Source organism: Lysinibacillus sp. 54212, from assembly GCF_036662795.1.
In the GTDB taxonomy this organism is placed as follows: Bacteria; Bacillota; Bacilli; order Bacillales_A; family Planococcaceae; genus Lysinibacillus_B.
Genome location: NZ_JBAFWZ010000005.1, coordinates 65264 through 82115 on the forward strand (window position 1 = coordinate 65264; position 16852 = coordinate 82115).

At 38.9% G+C, this 16852-nt stretch carries 21 protein-coding genes; all 21 read left to right on the plus strand.

Annotated elements, in window-relative coordinates:
* The first annotated feature begins 72 nt into the window (after nucleotides 1–72).
* A complete protein-coding gene (locus V4T18_RS04955; protein WP_332647150.1) occupies nucleotides 73–1344 on the plus strand; it encodes a bifunctional folylpolyglutamate synthase/dihydrofolate synthase in 1272 nt (423 codons plus the stop codon).
* Nucleotides 1341–2594 carry a bifunctional folylpolyglutamate synthase/dihydrofolate synthase gene (locus tag V4T18_RS04960; protein ID WP_332647152.1) on the plus strand — a complete coding sequence of 418 codons (1254 nt, stop codon included), beginning with the start codon at nucleotides 1341–1343 and terminating at the stop codon, nucleotides 2592–2594. Before V4T18_RS04955 ends, V4T18_RS04960 begins: the two co-directional genes overlap by 4 nt.
* A gap of 91 nt (nucleotides 2595–2685) precedes the next feature.
* Entirely contained in the window at nucleotides 2686–3297 is a 612-nt protein-coding gene (locus tag V4T18_RS04965) for a hypothetical protein (protein WP_332647156.1), read from the plus strand.
* Nucleotides 3298–3386: 89 nt separating this feature from the next.
* Entirely contained in the window at nucleotides 3387–3974 is a 588-nt protein-coding gene (locus V4T18_RS04970) for a Maf family protein (protein WP_332647158.1), read from the plus strand.
* Between the two features lie 13 nt (nucleotides 3975–3987).
* Nucleotides 3988–4686, plus strand: a complete 699-nt coding sequence (radC, locus tag V4T18_RS04975; RefSeq protein WP_332647160.1) for a RadC family protein — start codon at nucleotides 3988–3990, stop codon at nucleotides 4684–4686.
* Nucleotides 4687–5225: 539 nt separating this feature from the next.
* Nucleotides 5226–6242: a rod shape-determining protein gene (locus tag V4T18_RS04980; protein ID WP_332647162.1), complete on the plus strand. Its 1017-nt coding sequence runs from the start codon at nucleotides 5226–5228 to the stop codon at nucleotides 6240–6242.
* A 15-nt stretch (nucleotides 6243–6257) separates the two neighbouring features.
* Complete coding sequence (gene mreC / locus V4T18_RS04985) at nucleotides 6258–7169, plus strand: rod shape-determining protein MreC (RefSeq protein WP_332647164.1); 912 nt, start codon at nucleotides 6258–6260, stop codon at nucleotides 7167–7169.
* Nucleotides 7170–7171: 2 nt separating this feature from the next.
* The gene (gene mreD / locus V4T18_RS04990) at nucleotides 7172–7696 is read left to right on the plus strand and encodes a rod shape-determining protein MreD (protein WP_332647166.1); all 525 of its coding nucleotides are present in this window, start codon (nucleotides 7172–7174) and stop codon (nucleotides 7694–7696) included.
* 30 nt (nucleotides 7697–7726) lie between these two features.
* The gene (locus V4T18_RS04995) at nucleotides 7727–8395 is read left to right on the plus strand and encodes a septum site-determining protein MinC (protein WP_332647168.1); all 669 of its coding nucleotides are present in this window, start codon (nucleotides 7727–7729) and stop codon (nucleotides 8393–8395) included.
* Between the two features lies 1 nt (nucleotide 8396).
* Nucleotides 8397–9194, plus strand: coding sequence for a septum site-determining protein MinD (minD, locus tag V4T18_RS05000; RefSeq protein WP_332647169.1), 798 nt, complete (start codon nucleotides 8397–8399; stop codon nucleotides 9192–9194).
* 173 nt (nucleotides 9195–9367) lie between these two features.
* Nucleotides 9368–9901, plus strand: a complete 534-nt coding sequence (locus V4T18_RS05005) for a hypothetical protein (RefSeq protein ID WP_332647171.1) — start codon at nucleotides 9368–9370, stop codon at nucleotides 9899–9901.
* Nucleotides 9894–10508, plus strand: coding sequence for a site-2 protease family protein (locus tag V4T18_RS05010; RefSeq protein WP_332647173.1), 615 nt, complete (start codon nucleotides 9894–9896; stop codon nucleotides 10506–10508). Before V4T18_RS05005 ends, V4T18_RS05010 begins: the two co-directional genes overlap by 8 nt.
* 141 nt (nucleotides 10509–10649) lie before the next feature.
* Nucleotides 10650–10958 (plus strand): 50S ribosomal protein L21, encoded by a 309-nt coding sequence (gene rplU, locus V4T18_RS05015; protein ID WP_332647175.1) that lies wholly within the window; start codon nucleotides 10650–10652, stop codon nucleotides 10956–10958.
* A 17-nt stretch (nucleotides 10959–10975) separates the two neighbouring features.
* Nucleotides 10976–11314 carry a ribosomal-processing cysteine protease Prp gene (locus tag V4T18_RS05020; RefSeq protein WP_332647177.1) on the plus strand — a complete coding sequence of 113 codons (339 nt, stop codon included), beginning with the start codon at nucleotides 10976–10978 and terminating at the stop codon, nucleotides 11312–11314.
* A gap of 13 nt (nucleotides 11315–11327) precedes the next feature.
* Entirely contained in the window at nucleotides 11328–11627 is a 300-nt protein-coding gene (gene rpmA / locus V4T18_RS05025; protein WP_332647179.1) for a 50S ribosomal protein L27, read from the plus strand.
* Between the two features lie 253 nt (nucleotides 11628–11880).
* Nucleotides 11881–12402: a Spo0B domain-containing protein gene (locus V4T18_RS05030; RefSeq protein ID WP_332647180.1), complete on the plus strand. Its 522-nt coding sequence runs from the start codon at nucleotides 11881–11883 to the stop codon at nucleotides 12400–12402.
* Nucleotides 12403–12407: 5 nt separating this feature from the next.
* Nucleotides 12408–13697, plus strand: coding sequence for a GTPase ObgE (obgE, locus tag V4T18_RS05035; protein ID WP_332647183.1), 1290 nt, complete (start codon nucleotides 12408–12410; stop codon nucleotides 13695–13697).
* 18 nt (nucleotides 13698–13715) lie between these two features.
* Nucleotides 13716–14171 carry an ACT domain-containing protein gene (locus V4T18_RS05040; RefSeq protein WP_332647185.1) on the plus strand — a complete coding sequence of 152 codons (456 nt, stop codon included), beginning with the start codon at nucleotides 13716–13718 and terminating at the stop codon, nucleotides 14169–14171.
* An 84-nt stretch (nucleotides 14172–14255) separates the two neighbouring features.
* Nucleotides 14256–15128, plus strand: a complete 873-nt coding sequence (pheA, locus tag V4T18_RS05045; RefSeq protein WP_332647187.1) for a prephenate dehydratase — start codon at nucleotides 14256–14258, stop codon at nucleotides 15126–15128.
* Nucleotide 15129: 1 nt separating this feature from the next.
* A complete protein-coding gene (locus V4T18_RS05050; protein ID WP_332647189.1) occupies nucleotides 15130–15528 on the plus strand; it encodes a thiol-disulfide oxidoreductase DCC family protein in 399 nt (132 codons plus the stop codon).
* 148 nt (nucleotides 15529–15676) lie between these two features.
* Nucleotides 15677–16780: a helix-turn-helix domain-containing protein gene (locus tag V4T18_RS05055; protein ID WP_332647191.1), complete on the plus strand. Its 1104-nt coding sequence runs from the start codon at nucleotides 15677–15679 to the stop codon at nucleotides 16778–16780.
* Nucleotides 16781–16852: the final 72 nt, after the last annotated feature.

The following is a 16852-nucleotide window of genomic DNA, read 5'->3' on the forward strand; positions in this document are numbered from 1 at the left end:
GTTATGAGGCAGCCTTTTTGATGAAATGGATTCAATTAAAAAGAATGAGCATGTATGAACGGGGGAAGTAACTTGTTCCAATCAATGAAGGATTGCACCGATTTTATATTTACCTTAAAGGCAAGTCAATATAAGGGAGAGCCACTCGAATCAGCACGGAAAATTTTAGCCTCACTTGGCAACCCTGAAAAGGGGACGAAATTTATTCATTTTGCTGGGTCAAATGGTAAGGGCTCAACGCTAAATGCAACAAGAGAAATATTAATGTCACATGGATTAACGGTTGGGGCATTTATATCACCCCATTTGGAGCGAGCAAATGAGCGCATTACAATTAATAAAAACCAAATAAGTGATGAGGATTTTGTTCGAATTTCGAATAGCATCGCGACTGTAGTTCAAGAAAGGCTGGACGGAAAATTTCCAAGCTTTTTTGAATTTGTAACGTGTATTGCGTTTCAATATTTTGCTGAAAATGATATAGATGTTGCGTTAATGGAAACGGGCATTGGGGGTCGTCTCGATTCTACGAATGTTTTAACCCCAGAAGTAAGTGTCATTACAACTATCTCCCTGGAACATACCGAGATGCTTGGTGATACATATGCAAAAGTTGCAAGTGAAAAAGCTGGGATTATTAAAAACAGGAAGCCTGTTGTTATCGGTGTAGAAAATGTAGAGGCTCGTAAAGTCATGAGGGAAACAGCAGAAAAAATGAATGCGCCTTTTTATGCCTACGGGGAGCAAATTCATATCCAAAATATCGATGCAAAGTCGCAAAGCTTTAATTATAACGGGATTGGGAGGATTGAATCGCTTTGCTTAAAAATGGCTGGCGTACATCAAATGATGAATGCAGCACTGGCCATTACAGCGGCTAAATTGTTCCTGCCGACTATCCAGGAGGAGACAATTCGTAGAGCTCTTTCACAAGCAAGTTGGGAGGGCCGTTTTGAGCGCTTAGGAGATCAAGTTATATTGGATGGCGCTCATAACCCAGAAGGTACAGGGGCACTTCTAAACACCTTACAGCAAACAGAGCCAGCAAAAAAATATAAATTTATTTATGCAGCGCTTCAGGATAAGGACCATGGGACGAGCATTCGTCTGATGGATGATGTAGCAGAAGCAATGAATTTTACAAGCATTTCGCTGCCACGTGCTGCTAGTGCTGAAAGTCTAGCGGAGCATAGTAACCATACCAATAAGAGGGCAAATCCTAACTGGCAGGAGTTGATTTCCGAGCAACTTGCGAATTTACAGCAGAACGAGCTTTTAATCATTACTGGCTCGCTGTATTTTATCGCTGAGGCGCGGCAGTTTTTACAAGAGGTGAAGAGATGATTCCTGGATTAGATCGATATAAGGAAGCATGGCAGGTCGAAAGTGACCGTGAGATTAAGCCGGGTCTTCATGCAATGAGAGAGGCGCTATTATTACTTGGGCAGCCTCACCACAATATGCCGTTTGTTCATTTAGCAGGTACCAACGGAAAAGGCTCGACGTTAACCTTTATAGAGCGAATTGCACGCTCTCATGGATTAAAGGTTGGGAAATTTATGTCGCCCTGTATTGTAGATGTGCATGATCAAATTCAAATTAATGGTGAGCCAATTCACCCCGCTCAAATGGATGCGCTTTTCAAACGGATGGCATCTGCTGGATTAAGTGGAAAACTAACGGATTTTGAACTGTTAACTTGCACTGCTTTTTTACATTTTCTCCATGAAGGTGTTGATTTAGCGCTTATTGAGGCAGGTATGGGCGGTCGTGAGGATAGCACGAATGTAATTCTACCAATCGTTTCTGTTATTCCGAGTATAGCGCTTGAGCATACAAACTTTTTAGGTGATACACTACAAAGTATCGCCATGCATAAGGCGGGAATTATAAAGAGCGGTACCCCAGTTGTTATTGGCGAACTTCCTGAAGAGGCGAAGCTCATCATAGAACAGGAGGCAGCGTTTCAAAATGCGGAGCTCTTTGCAATCCACAAGCATTTTTGTATAGAGGATGAAACCTACTCAAATAATAAAACGGGATTGAAAATTTCGCATTTAAAACGTCGTATGCTGGGCAAGCATCAAGGGCATAATATGGCAATAGCTATTACGGCATTTTTAGCTATAGGGGAGGCACTTCAAAAAAGAGTAAGCATCGATGCTATACGATCGGCGGTTTCCTGTGCAACTGTCCCGGGTCGCTTTGAGGAGGTACTCCCACAAACATTTTTTGATGGTGCACATAACCCGGCAAGTGCAGCAAAGCTAGTAGACACACTACGAGAAAGTTTTCCGCAAAAGGATATTCATTTTGTGATCGGTATGCTCCGAGATAAGGATGTAGGGGCGGTATTAAAGCACCTAGAGCAGGTGGGCACATCCTATACATTTGTTGATTTCTCAAATGAGCGAGCAATGCCAGCAAAAACTATGCTGGAATTAAGTCGAAGTGGGAATAGCCGAGTGACTAACGATTGTTTACCGTATTTACTTCAGCCGAGAGAGGAGAATGAACTGGTCGTTGTGACCGGCTCACTCTATTTGTTAACTGAATTACGAACAAGGCTTCTCGATAACAAGAGAAATATGTAAAATTATAGGGATAAAAAAAGAGGATGAGGCGACAAAGGTCTTGTCCTTTTTTACTCTATTTTTGCTAATGTGAGTGCTAGAGGTGATGAAGTTGTTCATAAATCAAAGGATTACATCAAAATCTATTATTCGAGCTTGTATATTTGGTACTTTATTCGGTTTATGTGGCGTAGGGTTATTTGCAGTCCTGTTATTATCTGCGAATGATGAAAAAGAAGAGGTAGCAGATACTGAAAAACAAACGGTTGTGAATGCGACAAAGAATGAATCAACTTTATTTTATGCAAGTCAGCATGGAGCCTTTTCAACATTAGAAGGGGCATCCCAGCTCGTTGCCGCCCATCCTACGTTAAATAAAAGTGCTATCGTCGAAGTGGACGGGCAATTCTATGTTTGGTCAAAAATTTCAACAGCAAAGCTAACTGAAGAGACGATTCCGTCATCATTTAGTAAAGCTTTCACCATTTCAAGTAATGCATGCCCCTCAAAGGCAATCGCAAAAGTACCGGTCCATTTAAAGGATGAGCATGCCTTAAAAATTTATTTTGAAAAGAATGATGGAATAAAGGATTTACCGAAGGATTGGGAGTCATTTATGCAAAGCATTGCAACGCTCTCAGAGGACGTCAACGTTATCCGACTGCATACGTTAAGTTATTATTTGACAGAAAATGAATGTCTAAAAATAGATTTTAATAGCTAATAAAGAGGGGAAATATACTTTTTAGCTTACCTATAGAAATGTTCAAAAACGGAATCTTCGGCTATGATAGAGCTGAGGGGGAATACAGCATGAAATTTAGTACAACACACTCGTTCGTATTAGCGTCAGCATCACCAAGAAGAAGGGAATTGTTTAGCCTATTAAATATTCCGTTTGAAATTCAGACGAGTGATGTAGAGGAAACGAGTGTGAAAGCCGACAATGTGGAACAATATGTGACAGAAGTTGCTTTATTAAAAACGAGAGACATAGCGGAAAAATGTCCCGGAAAAACTATTCTTGGTGCAGATACCATTGTTGTGTATGAGAATAGGCTGTTGCATAAGCCGACGTCTACTGATGAAGCGGTAAAGCATTTGCAAACATTATCAAACAATGCCCATCATGTAATGACAGCTGTTGCCATTCTAACGCCTGATGGACAGGAAATCACGTTTGTTGAGAAGACGAAGGTTGTATTTAAGGAGCTTCCACTCTCTTTAATTCACGCCTATGTCGATACAGGTGATCCATTTGATAAGGCGGGCGGTTATGGAATTCAAACGGACGGAGCGCTATTTGTAGACCGAATTGAAGGCGATTATAACAATGTTGTTGGCTTACCTTTAGCATCTTTAGTTGAATCATTGCTTACTTTAAAAATTATCTCAATTTAAAGGAGTGACGCATTTGACTGTAACACCGTTTCCAGAGCTGAAAATAAGAGATGTCCATGAAGCGGATCGACCGCGGGAAAGGCTTATTCGACAAGGCTCGCATAGTTTGTCGAACCAAGAGTTATTAGCGATTTTATTGAGAACGGGAACGAAAGAGGAATCGGTTCTATCATTAGCAAATCGAATCCTTATGAATTTTGAAAAGCTACATGCATTAAAGCATGCCACAATTGAAGAAATTATGGAGATTAAAGGAATAGGTGAAGCGAAGGCGGTCCAGCTGCTCGCAGCAATTGAGCTTGGCAAACGGCTAGCTCAAAAGGAAATGGACTCACGCTTTACAATTCGTTCTCCAGAAGATGCCGCCCATTTTTTAATGCCTGAAATGTCTCCATTGCAACAGGAGCATTTTGTGGTGTTATTCCTAAATGTCAAAAATCAAGTGCTACATAAGCAGACGATTTTTATTGGCAGCTTAAACGCCTCGATTGTACATCCTAGGGAAATTTTTCGTGAGGCAGTAAAGCGTTCAGCTGCCTCGATCATTTGTGCACATAATCATCCGTCAGGCGTACCAACACCTAGTCCGGAAGATATTGAGGTAACTACAAGATTACACGAGGCTGGCGTCATTATTGGCATCGACTTAATTGACCATATTATTATTGGGGATCATCAATTTATTAGCCTAAAGGAAAAAGGTTATTTTTAATCTGATGTAAGCTGTACCAATTCGGTGCAGCTTTTTGTTTTTAATAAGACAATATTTGGAGAGGGGGAATATGACCTCTCTATAAAGAAAGTTTAGAGAAATCAAACAGTTGTGATTTTCACATCACAGGCTGTATGGTTAAGATTGATTCTAGTCTAATAGTTTTCTCACGCTACCAGTTGTATTGATTAGACAAATATTCGTTAGTAGGAACCCACGATATGTTAAATAACTATTGTAAAATATGGTAAAAAGTATACATGTTTATATTACATATTCTTCTCGGTGAACCTTTTTCGTTACGTTTCGTCATTAAACTGCAATGATATTGTAAAAACTAATATAGCATTTTTAATTGTTTTGAATCAAAAATAGCAATAGAATAAGGAAGATAGGCTAAATCATTCACTAGATTGGTTGATATATGCAAATGAAGGAGTCAAGTGACACTATAAATTTTTTTGCGTATCCGCTATAATAAAGCGTATGATTTTAAATAGCTAACTTAGTAAGGCTTAAATAGAAAGGGAGTACTTAATTTGTTTGGATTAGGAAATAAGGATGTCGGGATCGATCTTGGCACAGCGAATACATTAGTGTTTATTAAAGGAAAAGGGATCGTTTTACGCGAGCCTTCAGTTGTAGCAAAAAATACGAAAACAGGGGACATTGTAGCAGTAGGTAACAATGCGAAAAATATGATTGGTCGTACTCCTGGTTCCATCGCAGCAATCCGTCCGATGAAAGACGGTGTAATAGCGGATTTTGATATTACAACAGAAATGATTAAATATTATTTACATCAAGCATTAAAAAATTCGGGATCAAACTGGAAGAAACCGAATGTGATGATTTGTGTTCCATTTGGCATTACATCGGTTGAACAACGTGCGGTAATCGATGCATCTCGTCAGGCTGGAGCTAAAGAAGCATTTACAATTGAGGAGCCGTTTGCTGCTGCAATTGGTGCAAATCTACCTGTATGGGATCCAACAGGTTCAATGGTTGTCGATATTGGTGGCGGTACAACAGAGGTTGCCGTTATTTCTTTAGGTGGTATCGTAACAAGTGAATCGGTTCGCGTTGGTGGCGATGCAATGGATCATGCGATTATTTCGTATATTCGTAAAGCGTATAACTTAACAATTGGAGAGCGTACTGCAGAGTCCATTAAAATGGAAATCGGTACTGCTCGAGTTGATGGTGCAAATGAAAGCATGGAAATCCGTGGCCGTGATCTTTTAACGGGATTACCGAAAACAATTGAGATTACTGCTCAAGAAATTTCAGATTCATTACGTGAAGCAATTACAGCTATTATTGATGGTGTGAAAAAGACTCTTGAGCAAACACCACCTGAGTTATCAGCTGACGTAATGGAGCGTGGTATCGTCTTAACTGGTGGTGGCGCAATGCTTCGCAATTTAGATAAAGTGATTAGTGATGAAACGCATATGCCAGTATTTATTGCAGAGGATCCACTTGATTGTGTAGCAATTGGGACGGGGAAAGCGTTAGATCACATCGATTTAATTCGCTCTCAACAAGTAAAATAGTAAGGAGGACAGACAATGCCACATTTTTCAAATAAAAAATTAATACTGCTCTTAGTGAGTGTCATTATGCTTGTGGCATTGATTAGTTTCTCATTACGTGATCGTCATAACGCAACGTTACCCGAACAAATTATTAAAGATACAGTTGGCTTTGCACAAGGTTTAGTTGCAAAGCCAACAAACTACATAACAGGTATTTTTAGCAATATCGAATCGCTGCTTAATACGTATGAAGAAAATAAGCGTTTAAAAATGCGTCTAGAGGATTTTGCTGTGTTACAAGCCGAAGTAAACCAATTAGAATCTGAAAATAAATCATTACGTGAGTTAACAGATAAAGAAGACAGTTTACGAGATTTTAATCCACTTCATGCGACGGTCATTGCGAGAAACCCTGATCAATGGGAAGAAAAAATAATTATTAATAAAGGCTCTTCTCACGGAGTAGAAAAAAATATGGCTGTTATGACTGCTACAGGGTTAATTGGTAAAATTACGCTAGTAACGCCATTTACTTCTGAGGTGGAATTACTTTATACAAATAATTCTAACTACCGGGTCTCTGCTTTAGTGCAAGGAGAAAAGAATAATGTGTATGGTTTAATCGAGGGTTATGATGAAGAGCGAGATGAGTTAATCCTAAAACGAATTGATTCTAGCTTGAAAATAGAAAAAGGCGAGCTCGTTGTCACTTCTGGATTAGGAGGGATTTTCCCAAGTGGAATTCCGATTGGGGAAGTGACAGAAGTAACTACGGATGATTTTGGCCTAACAAAATTAGCATATGTGAAACCAGCAGCTGATTTTTCTTTACTTGAAAATGTTGTCATCGCTCTGCGTGAAGTAACAGCCATTGACGGCTTAGATGGTGATGGAACGAATAAAGATTTGTCGAATCCAAATACAGAAAAAACTGAAGGTGAGTAAGGATGGTAAGATTTTTAATACCGTTTACGGCGATTATATTGTTTTTACTTGAACCTGAGTTTGCAAAATTCTCACCACTCAATATTGGAGACAATACGGTTTTCTTAGTTCCACGCTTTTTAATTCTATATTTAATTTTTATTTCCATTTATTATAATCGTAATCGTGCTGTTTTATATGGATTATTATTTGGAGTCTTGTATGATGTATTTTACATTGATATTATTGGATTATATTCCGTTTTATATCCATTAGTGTGCTTTTTAGCAGGGTGGAGTGTTAAATTTATCCATCAACATCTAGTGATTACAACAATTTTAGCTGTCTTGCTTGTTGCGTTTATGGAAGTCGCTTTATATCAATTTTTCTTCTTTATTGATTTTACATCAATGCCATTCAGTACATTTTTCAACAGTCGCTTATTACCAACAATAGTTGCGAACCTATTATTTTTACTTATGCTTGGTTGGGCTTTTAAGTATTTGATAAACGCACGAGTATTGCAGCGTGCGCGGGACATGACATAATTAAACGAAGCGTGAGGTGTCACTTTATCTATGATAAGTTCATATGTCCATATGAAAGGGACAAAAGAAGGGCTAGTGCTTCGGCTAGATGATCAGTGTGCATTCGCTGATTTAGTTGAGGAACTAGGACTTAAAGTTTCAGAGGGTGGCATTGATGGCAAGGTAGAGGTGCAGCTACATTTAGGAAATCGATATTGTACGCAAGAACAAAAGGATGAGCTAATACAAGTTGTCCAAAAGACAGACAAAATGCTCGTATCAAAGGTGCAGAGTGATGTATTATCGATTGAAGAAAGCAATCAAAAAATATTACAGCATAAATGTGATACATACGTAGGAATTGTTCGCTCTGGGCAAGTTATTCGGTCAACAGGAGATATTATTATCCTTGGTGATATTAATCCAAATGGTCGAGTAGAAGCAGGCGGCAATATTTATGTGCTAGGAAAGTTAAAGGGGATTGTTCATGCAGGTGTGAACGGCAATAAGGACGCAGTAATTACTGCATCCTATTTTGCGCCGACACATGTGCTAATTGCTGACTATGTAGAAGTAATGAGCAATGAACAGCAGTTTGTAGCGAAACATAATGATCAATTATGTGCGTTTCTCGATGGGGATGGGGTTATTTCTTATAGTAAAATTCAAAATATAAGAAAGCTACGTCCGTTTTTCACTACGTTTAAAGGAGGAAGCTAATGTGGGTGAAGCAATCGTAATAACTTCAGGTAAAGGCGGTGTAGGTAAAACAACGACAACCGCTAATCTTGGAACTGCATTGGCTCTTCAAGGGAAAAAAGTATGTTTAGTAGATACTGATATTGGTCTTCGTAATTTAGACGTTGTACTAGGGCTAGAAAATCGTATTATTTATGACTTAGTCGATGTTATTGAAGGTCGATGCAAGCCGCACCAAGCGCTTGTAAAGGATAAGCGTGTCGATGACAAACTATTTTTATTACCAGCTGCTCAAACAACAGATAAAAATGCGGTCAATCCAGAGCAGATGAAGAGTTTAATTGATGAATTAAAACGTGAATTTGATTATGTGTTAATTGATTGTCCTGCTGGGATTGAACAAGGGTATCGAAATGCGGTAGCCGGTGCGGACCGTGCGATTGTTGTGACGACACCTGAAATTTCAGCTGTCCGGGATGCTGACCGCATTATTGGTCTACTCGAGCAGGAAGAAATTGAGCCGCCAAAGTTAATTATTAATCGAATTCGAAAACATTTAATGGCAAGTGGCGATTCGATGGATATTACAGAGGTTACAGCTCATTTATCAATTGATTTATTAGGTATTGTCATTGATAGCGAGGATGTCATTAGTTCTTCAAATAAAGGTGAGCCGGTCGTTATGGACCCGAGCAATAAAGCATCGCTTGGCTATCGGAATATTGCTCGCCGTATTTTAGGTGAGTCGGTTCCGTTAATGTCCTTAGAGGAAGAATCAAAAGGTGTATTCGCTAAGCTCAAATCGATTTTTGCTAAATAACACAATACAAATTGTCCCGAAAGGTTTATTTTAAACTTTTTCGGGGCTTTTTATTTTGCGCTACATTCCGTCAATATCACGTTTTAACGAGGTACCTTTGATATTATCCCAATTTTTGTAGAATCGTACTTTTTATTTTTTCATATGATAGCAAAAAGAGAATGGATGGTGGCGTGAAAAAATGGCAGTGGTTTGTAGCGTTAATCTTATGTGCAATCGTTTATATAGCGCAAAATAGCTCAAATGAAACAGTTCAGAGGACAGTTTCACGTGTTGTCTATAGCTCAGAGGATATTGCCTTCATGCGTAGTACGATAAAGGAGTTATTTTTAGAGGACAGTACGATTGAAGTGGCTGCACCTGTTTATGGTACTGAAATGCTTAAATTTGTGACGATATCGCGGTATGATGATGGATATTTATTAGATTTTGAGGAAGACTTAACATTAAAGGCGTTAAATAATGGGATTGTTGTTTATACAGGACATACACCTACAACTGGAAAATTACTTTCTGTTTTATATGATAATAGCTGTACAGTGACATATGGCTATTTGGATCATTTTACGAATCTCCCCTACAGTACAGTTGCAAAGGGTGATATTATTGCTACGAAAGAGGCTGGCTCACTGTATATTCAAATTGAATGTGAAGGCGAAATTTTAAACTTAGAGCAAACAATTGAGTGGTTAAAGCAGCATGGTTAAATTTAGGCTTCATCCATTATTTTTAGGAATTATTATTCTATTAGTTTTAACAGGGAATATTGCGATGTATAGTATCATATTTGTTTCCCTTTTATTACATGAGCTAGGTCACATAATGGTTGCTATGTTACTAAAGGTAAGGATAGAACGCTGCACGTTAATGCCGTACGGTGGACAAATCCTGTTAAAGGATGCTCATACCGTGCCATATAGCAAACAGCTTCTTATCGCTTGTGGTGGACCGCTCGTGACGGCAATTTGTTTTATCTATAGTGGGCTACTACCAGAGCCATTCGATAAACCCTTTTCCGAAGTTCAATTTGTATTACTAGTTATTAATTGTATCCCACTCTTACCACTGGATGGTGGAAAAATAATTTGTAATAGTTTGCTAATACTTTTCCCGAAAACTAAAATTTACGAAGCTTATGTATCAATTTCTTTTGCTTTTCTTACTATAACCGCTATAATAACATTAGTAATGCTACCACAATCTATTTTTCTAGCTGTTTTAAGTCTTCTTCTTTGGAGCGAAGTAATAGGAGAATGGAGATACCGTAAATACCGTTCAGCATTTTTGAAAATTGTAATGAAGCGGTTGACGTGAGTTTGACGGTGTGGTAGTATTTTAATGTTATTGTTTGTAGCACCCGCTACAACCGCGCTGACAAGGTCCCTTAAGCATCTCTATGATCACCTTGAATGTAATAACAGGCGAGTCTTAGTCTAATTGAGGAGGTGCATTTGAATGTACGCAATTATCGAAACTGGTGGAAAACAAATCAAAGTTGAAGCAGGTCAAGAAATCTACGTTGAAAAACTAGGTGTAGCTGCTGATGAAATCGTAACTTTCGACAAAGTTTTATTCGTAGGTGGAGAAACAGTTAAAGTTGGTGCTCCAACTGTTGCTGGTGCAACTGTAACAGCTAAAGTTGTTAAAGAAGGTCGCGCTAAAAAAATCACTGTTTTCAAACTGAAAGCGAAGAAAAACTACCGTCGTAAGCAAGGTCATCGTCAACCATACACTAAATTAGTTGTTGAAGCTATCAACGCTTAATTTGTGAGGTGAACCGGATGATTACGGTAACTATTTATAGCGATGAAAATCGTAAATCGTATGGATTTGAAATTTCAGGACATGCCCTTTCAGATGTTTATGGTCGTGACTTAGTATGTGCAGGTGCGTCAGCTATTGCCTTTGGTACAGTGAACGCAATTCACCATATTACAGGCATTCAACCACAAATTGAGCAAGGTGCAGAAGGTGGATATTTATCCGTTAACCTTCCAACTGACCTGGATGCTAAAACAGACGACAAACTTCAAGTAATTCTGAATACAATGGTAACTCAGTTCTATACAATGACTGCTAGCTATTCAGATTATATCGAATTGAAATATAAAATGGTCTAGGAGGTGGAACAGTATGAAGTTATTATTATCATTAGATCTTCAGTTCTTCGCATCTAAAAAAGGTGTAGGTTCTACAAAGAACGGACGTGACTCTGAGTCTAAACGCCTTGGCGCTAAACGTGCAGACGGTCAATTCGTTACTGGTGGTTCAATTCTTTACCGTCAACGCGGTACAAAAATTTACCCAGGTACAAACGTAGGTCGTGGTGGTGACGATACTCTATTCGCTAAAGTTGACGGCGTTGTTAAATTCGAACGTATGGGTCGCGACAAGAAAAAAGTATCTGTATACCCAACAGCTCAAGAAGCATAATTTTTAGAAAAACACATCTCGTCCAGAAATAGGGCGAGATGATGTCTTTTCTTATGCAGGTATATACCTGCTAATTTAAAGGACTGCATTCGATGCAGTCCTTTTTCAATGGATTATTGAAGTGTTCTAAGTATTACGTTTTAAAGGAAATATGCAAAGAAAATTGTTATACTTATGTACGATAACTTTATCATCATGAGGCAAAGCGACCTACGTGAAAAATTGTAGGACGGATATGATTGGAGTGATCAAAATGACAAAGCAAAAGCTAACGATAAATGAAGTAATACGTTTTTCAAATCACGACTTTTTAAATCAACTTCATTTAATAGGAATGAATTTAGATTTAGGACGAGTCGACGATGCAAAAGCTATAATTGAACAAGTATCAGAACAATGTCAATTGCTTTCTCATTTAAATAAGATCGGCATACAGCAAACAATTGAATGGCTTCAGACGCTAAAATGGCGCTATTCTGCATTACAAGTTACAGTAACATGCAATGTAATGGAGGCTTTAAACGAACAATTCGATTTAGCAATTGTGCAATACTTGGAAAATACAATTATTCATGTGTATGATCGATTAGATGCCTTTACGGAACAAAGGCTACAAATCGAAATTGAAGGTGCTGCGAATGCATTCAACATCATGTTTCATCTACAAGGAAAATGGGATGCACCGCATTTTGATAAGGAAATTGAAGGATTACATATTGAAACAATTGAAAATACTAATGTCTCGTGGAAATATGTAATTCGCAATAAGGAGTGAATGGAATGTTTGTCGATCACGTAAAGATTTACGTTAAAGGTGGAGACGGTGGCGATGGAATGGTTGCCTTTCGTCGTGAAAAATATGTCCCAAATGGTGGGCCAGCTGGTGGCGATGGTGGCCATGGTGGGAACGTTGTATTCGAAGTAGAAGAAGGCTTACGTACGTTAATGGACTTCCGTTATAAACGTCACTTTAAGGCAGATCGTGGTGAGCACGGAATGAGTAAAGGGATGCACGGTCGTAAGGCGGAAGATTTAGTTGTTAAAGTACCACCTGGAACTGTTGTAATCAATGCAGAAACAAAGGCAGTTATCGCCGATTTAGTCGAGCATGGGCAGCGAGCAGTTATTGCGAAGGCTGGTCGTGGAGGACGCGGGAACTCGCGCTTTGCCACACCAGCTAATCCTGCTCCAGAGCTTGCAGAAAAAGGGGAGCCAGGTCAAGAATTAGATGTTATATTAGAGTTAAAAGTATTAGCAGATGTTGGTTTAGTAGGCTTCCCATCAGTAGGTAAATCTACTTTATTATCAGTTGTTTCAGCGGCGAAACCAAAAATCGGTGCCTATCATTTTACAACGATTGTTCCGAATTTAGGTATGGTAGAAACAGATGATGGTCGTAGCTTTGCAATGGCGGACTTACCGGGGCTTATTGAAGGCGCACATCAGGGAGTTGGCTTAGGGATGCAGTTCCTTCGTCATATTGAGCGTACACGAGTTATCGTGCATGTTATTGATATGAGCGGTATGGAAGGGCGCGAACCATATGATGATTATGTAACAATTAATAATGAGCTTGAGCAATATAATTTACGTTTAACAGAGCGTCCGCAGCTTGTTGTTGCGAATAAAATGGACATGCCAGGAGCAGAAGAAAACTTAGAAATCTTTAAGCAAAAAGTTGGAGAAGATATTAAAGTATTCTCTGTTTCAGCTGTTTCACGTCAAGGCCTTAAACCGTTATTGTTTGAAATCGCAGACCTATTAGAGGTTACACCAGAATTCCAGCTGCATGAAGTCGAAGAAGAAGAAACGGATGCAACTGTTCTTTACAAGCATGAGTCGAAGAAGGATAACTTTGAAATTACACGTGATGATGACGGTGCGTTTATACTGTCAGGTGGGTCGATTGAACGTCTATTCAAAATGACTGACTTTAGTCGTGAAGATGGTATTCGTCGATTTGCACGTCAGCTTCGTGCATTAGGTGTTGATGAGGCACTCCGTGAACGTGGTGCAGAAAATGGTGACACTGTTCGCCTATTAGAATTTGAATTTGAATTTGTAGACTAAGGTTCAGGGGGAAAGACTATGAAAAACGTTGCCAATCAACGATATTATTTAGTACGTGAAGACGTATTAACAGACGCTATGCAAAAAACGCTAGAAGCAAAACAGCTTCTGCAAAGTGGTAGGGTTGCTTCCATATGGGATGCTGTAAAGGAAGTAGAGTTATCGCGAAGCGCCTTTTATAAATATCGAGATGCCGTTTTTCCCTTTCACTCAATTGTCAAAGAACGTATTTTAACAGTATTTATTCAGCTACAAGATCGCAAGGGAGCGCTTGCGAGGCTACTTGAAATGGTATCCGATGCACATTGCAATGTGCTAACAATTCATCAAACAATTCCGATTCAAGGGCGTGCGAATGTTACGCTATCCTTAGATGTAACAGGAATGACAGGTGAATTAGATGAATTGATAGGGCTATTAAAAAAGCTAGATTTTGTAGAATCAGCAGAGGTTATTAGTTCAGGTGCATTATAGAAGCTAGAGCGTGTAAAAGCGCTCTTCTTTTTACTTATTATTAACTGAAAATTTAGAAATGAAAGTGTGTTTGGAGGCTATACTATGTCAAATGAACAGTGGGAAAAACGAATCGCATACTTAGGACCGGAAGCGTCTTTTACTTATTTAGCAACAAAGGGTATATTTCCAAACGAATGGCTCGTTCCCTATACGACAATTCCAGAATGTATTGAGGCTGTGGCTGAAGGGAAGGTAGATTTTGCAGTTGTTCCATTAGAAAATGCTTTAGAAGGCTCGGTCCCGTTGACAGTGGATTATTTATTTCATGAAGCAGATTTATATGTAACAGGTGAAGTCCTATCGAAAATACAGCAGCATTTATTAGTACATAAAAGGCACGTCGCAAACTGGCAAAATCTTGAGGGTATTTACTCACATCCGCATGCTTTAGCACAATGTCATAAATTTTTATTTTATCGTTTTAGCGGTGTCCCATTGAATCAATATTCATCCACAGCGGCAGCGGCAAAGCTCGTATCAGAATCACCAGAACGATGTATTGCAGCAATCGGAAATGCATCAGCTGCCGAAAAATATGATTTAGAAATTGTAGAAAAAAATATACATGATTTCCATTTTAATCATACGCGCTTCTTTGTGTTATCAAAACAAAATATTCGACTTCCACATGAGCATTGGAATGGTGGGCCAAAAACGACATTGATGGTAACGTTACCAACCGATATATCAGGAGCACTACATCAAGTCCTATCTGTATTTGCATGGCGTAAGCTAAACTTAAGTAAAATAGAATCACGCCCGTTAAAAACAGGCCTTGGTGATTATTTCTTTATTGTTGATGTGCAAGCAGATGAAAATATTCCAATGATGAAGGGCGCTGTAGAAGAATTAGAGGCTCTTGGGTGTACAGTAAAGTCACTCGGCACGTACTATACATATAACACACCAGAATGAGGTGATTATCTTGGGCATCGTTCTATTTGATGGTCTTTGTCATTTTTGTGATGCGAGCGTGCAATTTATCCTAAAACGAGATAAGCAAGCTAGGATTAATTTTGCAGCCCTGCAAAGTAATAAGGGGGCACAATTAAAAGAGCAGTATCGAATAGAGGAGTCTATTGATAGTTTAGTGTTCATTGATGAGGAGAGGGCATATGTAAAATCTGATGCAGCATTAAAAATTGCTAAAAAGCTGAATGGTTTATGGAAGCTAGCTTACCTTGCTGTACTAATTCCTCGTCCGATACGCGATTACTTCTATGATATCGTTGCAAAAAATCGTTACAAATGGTTTGGTCAGCGTCAAAGCTGCATGCTACCAACAAAAGAGCAAAGGAATCGTTTTATCGATTAAGGCTCAAGAGAAGATCTGTAAGCTTCCGTCGTGCCAGTGGGAAACGCGCAGTCCGTAGTAGAAATCAACATTAGGCTAAGTGGACTTTGCATTAACTTGTCGTACATGATCAAGCGCTACTAGTCATTATTTTGAAAGGAGCTGGGTAATGATGAATCTCCAATTCTCTACTAAAATGGCTAACCTACGGAAGGGATTACAGTACACACAAGATCAAGTAGCACAATTTGTCGGCGTATCGAAGGCGGCGGTATCAAAATGGGAAAAGGGACTAAGCTATCCTGATATTGCTCTATTACCAAAGCTTGCTACTTTTTTTAGTACAACGATTGATGATTTGCTAGGCTATGAGCCACAAATGACCTTAGATCAAATACGAAAAACTTATGCTAGGCTAGCCAATGATTTTAATACGAAGCCTTACCAGGAAGTAGAGGAAGAGATTAACAGACTAATTGAAGAATATTATTCTTGTAATCCTTTTATTTTCCAAATGGCTGTATTACTTGGAAATTATAGTAATATATCTGCTAATCCGACCGAAACAATGCATAGAGTATTAAAGATTTGTGATCGGATTAAGAATAGTAGTGAGGATTATCAATATGTCTATAAGGCGAATATGTTGGGGGCTCAAATTTACTTAATGCTACAGCAGCCAGAGGAAGTGCTTCGCATTGTTGGAGAGAAAGTGGAAATATACTACGGTTCTGAAATGCTCATGGCCTCTGCCTATACATTATTATCGAAGCCTGATGAAGCAATGGAAACATTACAAATTAGTCAATATCAGCATGTCATCGGGTTATTCTCAAGTGCAACAGAAACGCTCCATCTTCATCTAGATAAACCAGCCCTTTTTGAAGAAACAGTAAGGCGATTGCATACGATGATCGAGTTATTTAACCTATCAAAGCTAAATGTGAATTGCGCTCTTGTGTTTTATTTTAAGGCGGCAAGCGGCTATATGCTTCTGCAAAACGAAGAAAAGGCGTTAGAGATGCTGCATTATTATGGACGGGCTTGTGCAGAAATAGAGTTTCCAATTGCCCTTCATGGAGATGATTATTTTTATAGAATCGAAAGATGGATAACGGCTACTTTGGATTTGGGCAATATGGCGCCGAGAGATGACGCTTCTATTAAGCGGGATTTAATCGCAACGATTGTCGAGCAGCCGTTATTTCAATCCCTACATGATAGGAAAGAATTTAAAGCAATTGTTATGAATTTAGAGCATCATTTACGATAAGGGCACTCGAAGTAAAATGGATAAGTGAGTACGTGATCAAATTTCGTTCACGTACTCCCTTTTTAAATATAA